The sequence below is a fragment of the Wolbachia endosymbiont of Pentidionis agamae genome, from assembly GCF_036711655.1.
Classification (GTDB): domain Bacteria; phylum Pseudomonadota; class Alphaproteobacteria; order Rickettsiales; family Anaplasmataceae; genus JAZHPY01.
Window position 1 is genome coordinate 1 of sequence record NZ_JAZHPY010000078.1, and the last position, 4,897, is coordinate 4,897.

Annotated in this window: 4 protein-coding genes; all 4 read left to right on the forward strand. The window is 32.2% G+C overall.

The window, feature by feature from the left end:
* The first annotated feature begins 17 nt into the window (after positions 1 to 17).
* The 4 genes from V6U76_RS04460 to V6U76_RS04475 all read left to right on the forward strand — a co-directional run bounded on the left by V6U76_RS04460 (position 18) and on the right by V6U76_RS04475 (position 4,619).
* Positions 18 to 1,310, forward strand: a complete 1,293-nt coding sequence (locus tag V6U76_RS04460) for an adenylosuccinate synthase (protein WP_333023886.1) — start codon at positions 18 to 20, stop codon at positions 1,308 to 1,310.
* Positions 1,311 to 1,419: 109 nt separating this feature from the next.
* A complete protein-coding gene (locus V6U76_RS04465) occupies positions 1,420 to 2,826 on the forward strand; it encodes a hypothetical protein (protein WP_333023879.1) in 1,407 nt (468 codons plus the stop codon).
* Positions 2,827 to 2,954: 128 nt separating this feature from the next.
* Complete coding sequence (gene proS, locus V6U76_RS04470; RefSeq protein ID WP_333023883.1) at positions 2,955 to 4,226, forward strand: proline--tRNA ligase; 1,272 nt, start codon at positions 2,955 to 2,957, stop codon at positions 4,224 to 4,226.
* Positions 4,227 to 4,619: a holo-[acyl-carrier-protein] synthase gene (locus V6U76_RS04475; protein ID WP_333023885.1), complete on the forward strand. Its 393-nt coding sequence runs from the start codon at positions 4,227 to 4,229 to the stop codon at positions 4,617 to 4,619. It begins immediately after the preceding gene.
* Positions 4,620 to 4,897: the final 278 nt, after the last annotated feature.

The window sequence follows — 4,897 nt, forward strand, 5'->3', positions numbered from 1 at the left end:
TAAAATTTAGTTTTTTAATGAAGAACATTGTTGTTATTGGTCTGCAATGGGGAGATGAAGGAAAGGGCAAAATAGTAGATTATCTTTCTGGCGCAGCAGATGTGGTTGTAAGATTTCAAGGTGGGAATAATGCAGGTCACACTATAGTAATCAATAATGAAGTCTATAAGTTAAACTTATTGCCTTCTTCTATTTTAAGAGAAAATAAAATTTCAGTAATAGGAAATGGCGTAGCTTTAGATCCTTATAAGCTACTTTCAGAAATAAAATCTATGCAGGCGAGAGGCATTGATATCAATCCTAATAATCTTATGTTATCCGAAAGTTGCCCTATCATACTCAGTATGCATAAAGAAAAAGAAAAGCTATTTGAAGAGATAGATGAAAATAGAAAAATTGGTACAACGAATAGAGGTATAGGTCCATGTTATGAAGATAAAGTTGGTAGAAGAGCAATACGCCTTTGTGATTTAGAGAATGAAGATACATTAAGTGATAGAATAGCCTCTCTACTTAACTATCACAATTCTATAAGAAATGGAATTGGTGTTTCATTAGTGAAAAAGGAAGATATAGTACAGGAAATAAAAGATATCAAAGAAGGTATCTTACCATATGTGAAACCTGTTTGGAAGGTACTTAATGAATTAGTGCAAAAAGGTAAGAGGATAATATTTGAAGGTGCACAAGGTGTATTTTTAGATGTTGATCATGGCACATATCCTTTTGTTACTTCAAGTAATACTGTAGCAGTACAAGCAATGATAGGTTCTGGTCTATCTATAAACTCTTCTCTTCATATCCTTGGAGTAGTAAAAGCATATACTACAAGAGTTGGTAATGGACCATTTCCAACAGAACAAAAAAATGAAATAGGGGAGAATTTGTTTAGCATGGGTAACGAAGTAGGAACAGTGAGTAATAGAAAAAGACGGTGTGGTTGGTTTGATGCAGTTTTAGTGCGTCAAGCAGCAAAGATTTCCTGCATATCAAGTATAGTGTTGACTAAATTAGATGTACTTGATTCATTTGACACAATCAAAGTTTGTACTGGGTATAAATATCGTAACATCGTATATGATTACCTTCCAGCAGCAAATAAAATACAAGATAATCTAGAACCAATATATGAAGAATTGCCTGGTTGGAAAGAAAATACCAGGAGTAAGAGATCTACTGGAGAATTGCCTATAAATTTAAAAAGATACATAAAAAGAATAGAAGAGTTGATAGAAGTACCAGTATCCTTAATTTCAACCAGCCCAGAAAGAGAGGATATCGCAATAAACAATGACTGTTTTAATATGTAAAATCTATTAATAGAATAGATTCATTTTCTTAAATTTGAGTAGCTAAAGTTTTAATTTAGTATTGATAAATAATATCAATTAAAGTATTACTATTATAGTAGGTTAAATTATGAAGGTAAAGGCAATGTCAGGGGAGCAAGCAAACAATAAAAGTACATCAGTAACTTCACCACCACCTCCTCCTTCTATGGAAGGGTTTGAGAAATTTAAGAAACAGCCGCAGCCTAGTTATAGTTTTACTGGAACACATAATTCATTTCCTACCAATACTAAAAGATTCAGTAAAAATAATAATACTAATGATAACAAGTTTCAGGAAGAATTGATGAAAAAGTTAAAAGAAAGGAGACAGCCTGATTCTGAGGATGATGAAGAAATGGAAAGTAATGATGTTGAAACAGAGACTAGTGCCAGTACCATAATTTTACATCGGGAATCAACAACGGGTAGAAGTCAATCTGCAAAATTTACAATAAATACTCATGACAGTACCCAAGTTCCACAATGCAAGCAATCTGCACCAATAGTTGAAAATACAGATTTAAATAAATCTCTACCTATAATTGAGAACATAAATTCAAATACTAAAATAATTGCAGTTGCAAGTGTGTTGCTTGCTATCTCTATTACTGTTGCAGCTTTTTCTTTCATTTATATTTACCCAGTGATTATGGTTACAGGCTCTGTGATAGCAACAGCATCTTTAATGCCTTTGTTTGCGGTAACTTTTGTTTCTTCTGTAGTTACTTCATCAATCTCGTTAGTATATATTGCCAAATCAGTAATCTCTGCATTTGGAAAAAATGATAATGCTCCAAAAACAGAGGATCAAAATAATTCAAAAGATGTTTCACGTGAGAAGAAAAATCAATTGTCTAGTCAAAATGTTCATGCTGCATCAACAAATGTAACGTCGGCACCACCACTTCCTCCTATGCCACCAGCTGCTTCAAAGGTTGGCACAGTGAGTATGGTGAGTAAGCAATCTAGTTCTACAGGGAAAAATGCATCTAATAATCCAGATATGCTCAAAGAAATGATAGGTTTTAAATTTAAGAAGAAGAGCTGGGAACATATGATAATAGAAAAAATAGATTCAGCTCAAAGTGATCTAGTTCGAGCATTGAACAAACAAGTAGGTGCTTGTCAAGGTAATAGTTCTGATGACTTTGGCAATGAACTCTCTGATCATGAAAATGAAAGTGACTGGGAAGAACAAAAAACACCCACAATAAAAAATAATTCCAGAGAAGTAGAAAATAGAACTCCTGACAGCGGTTGTTGTTCTGATGACAATAAAAGAGAGAGTAGAGTTTTTAATAAAAAAAATAATGGCAAACCAAAAATACCACCTAAGCCTACTGGTCTTAAGAATTTATCAATTGAACATCAAAGTGTTCCTCGATCACAAAATACTAAAGTTTGTAAGAAGCCTGCATCAAGGGTTTCTGAGGTGTGTAATATGTTTGGTGGAGTAGCTTATAAATCAGAGAAGCGACAAGTATTACATTGTTAGTATTACAAATAGAAATGGTAGCAACAATGATTATATGAAAATAGCATCTTATTGCTTATTTATTTGTAAAGCAGTTTACCTAGTGACCAATTTATATTAAAGTTTATGATATAAGCTTAGTTACTATAATGCGTCTATCTCAGTATTATTTACCGCTTCTAAAAGAAAATCCAAGTGATGCAAAAATTATTTCTCATCAATATTCTCTGCGTGCAGGTTTAATCAAACAAACATCATCAGGTATTTATACTTGGTTGCCTCTTGGCCTCAGAGTACTTAGAAAGATCGAAAATATTATAAAAGACGAGATGGATAAATCAGGTGCAATAGAGATATTGATGCCCTGCATACAACCAGCAGATCTTTGGCGTGAGTCAGGACGTTATGAAGATTATGGCAAGGAAATGCTTCGTATAAAAGATAGGCATCAATATGATATGCTTTTTGGTCCAACTCATGAAGAAGTTGCAACTGACTTAATCAGGAATGTAATAAAGAGTTATAAAAGTCTACCGCTTTGTTTATATCAAAGCCAATGGAAATTTCGTGATGAAATAAGACCACGCTATGGTGTAATGAGAGCTAGAGAATTCCTAATGAAGGATGCGTATAGCTTTGATATAGATCAAAACAGTGCAATAGATTCATATAATTTGATGTATAAAACTTACATAAAAATTTTTAAACGGATTGCTCTTACTCCTATAGGAGTAAGAGCAGATACTGGTCCTATTGGAGGGAATTTAAGCCATGAATTTCATATATTTGCAGATACTGGTGAAAGCACTTTATATTATGACAATCAGTTTACAGAATTTTTAGAAAATGAAGATATAGAAAACCTAAAAAATATATACGCTGTTGCAGATGATATGCATGATCCAGAAAGTTGTCCTATACTTGAAGAACAGATAAAAGTGAGTAAAGGGATAGAAATAGGGCATATATTTTATTTTGGCAATAAATATTCAAATCCTATGAAAGCAGCTGTAGTCACAAAAGATGGAAAAAATACTGATATACATATGGGTTCATATGGAATAGGTATATCAAGACTGGTTGGAGCAATTATAGAAGCCTTTCACGATGATAAAGGTATTATCTGGCCTGAAATAGTTGCTCCTTTTAAAATTGGACTGCTAAATTTGCAGAAAAAAGAAGAGAAGTGTGTAAATACTGCAAATAAAATATATAAAGCTTTGAGTGGTAGTGAAATACTTTATGACGATTCAGAAGAAAGCGTAGGAATAAAATTTGCCAGAATGGATTTAATAGGGCTTCCGTGGCAAGTAATTGTAGGTAAGAAAACAATTAATGAAGATCTTATAGAAGTAAAAAACAGAGCAACAGGGGAACTAAAAAATATGAAAATTGAAGAAGTAATAAATTATTTTAAGTAAATGATACATGGAATTGGCACAGATATAGTATATATACCAAGAATATTGAGTATATTGAAGAAGTATGGAGTAAAATTTTTAAGAAGAGTATACTCTCAAAAAGAAATAGAAATAAGCAAAAGATATAGTAGTCAAGAAATGTGCGCAAGATATTTTGCTAAACGCTTTGCTGCAAAAGAAGCTTTTGTTAAGGCACTAGGCACAGGATTTAATAATGGTATTAGGATGAAAGAAATAGAAATTTTAAATGACTTAAATGGAAAACCTTACATTAATACTAGAAATAGTCTTATTTCTGAGAATAATGCAATTTACTTATCACTTAGTGATAATGAAGATAATGCCATTGCTTTTGTTATAATTATGTTGGGATTGCCAAATACAAATAGATAAGTCTCAGATTTTAAAGAGGATTGATAAGGAGGTTATTATTGCACTAGACTTGTGCTAAAAAATCAGCCTTAGGCAATATAGTAATAGTAAATGCTCAAAGTATTACTTTATGAGAGATTTATGAGTTTACTAGAATACTTTCATAACTCCAGTTATGGATTAAAAATCACAAAAAAATGAGGAAAATATGGCAAGCTCCGAAATATTATACCTCTTTCAAAATTCACAATCCAGATTGTAAACCAGCTATCAAATTGAATCTTAAACCAAAACGTTTT

Coding starts and splice junctions, on each gene's coding strand:
- V6U76_RS04465 (WP_333023879.1), top strand. CDS start 1,420: ATGAAGGTAAAGGCAATGTCAGGGGAGCAAGCAAACAATAAAAGTACA.
- V6U76_RS04460 (WP_333023886.1), top strand. CDS start 18: ATGAAGAACATTGTTGTTATTGGTCTGCAATGGGGAGATGAAGGAAAG.
- V6U76_RS04475 (WP_333023885.1), top strand. CDS start 4,227: ATGATACATGGAATTGGCACAGATATAGTATATATACCAAGAATATTG.
- proS (WP_333023883.1), top strand. CDS start 2,955: ATGCGTCTATCTCAGTATTATTTACCGCTTCTAAAAGAAAATCCAAGT.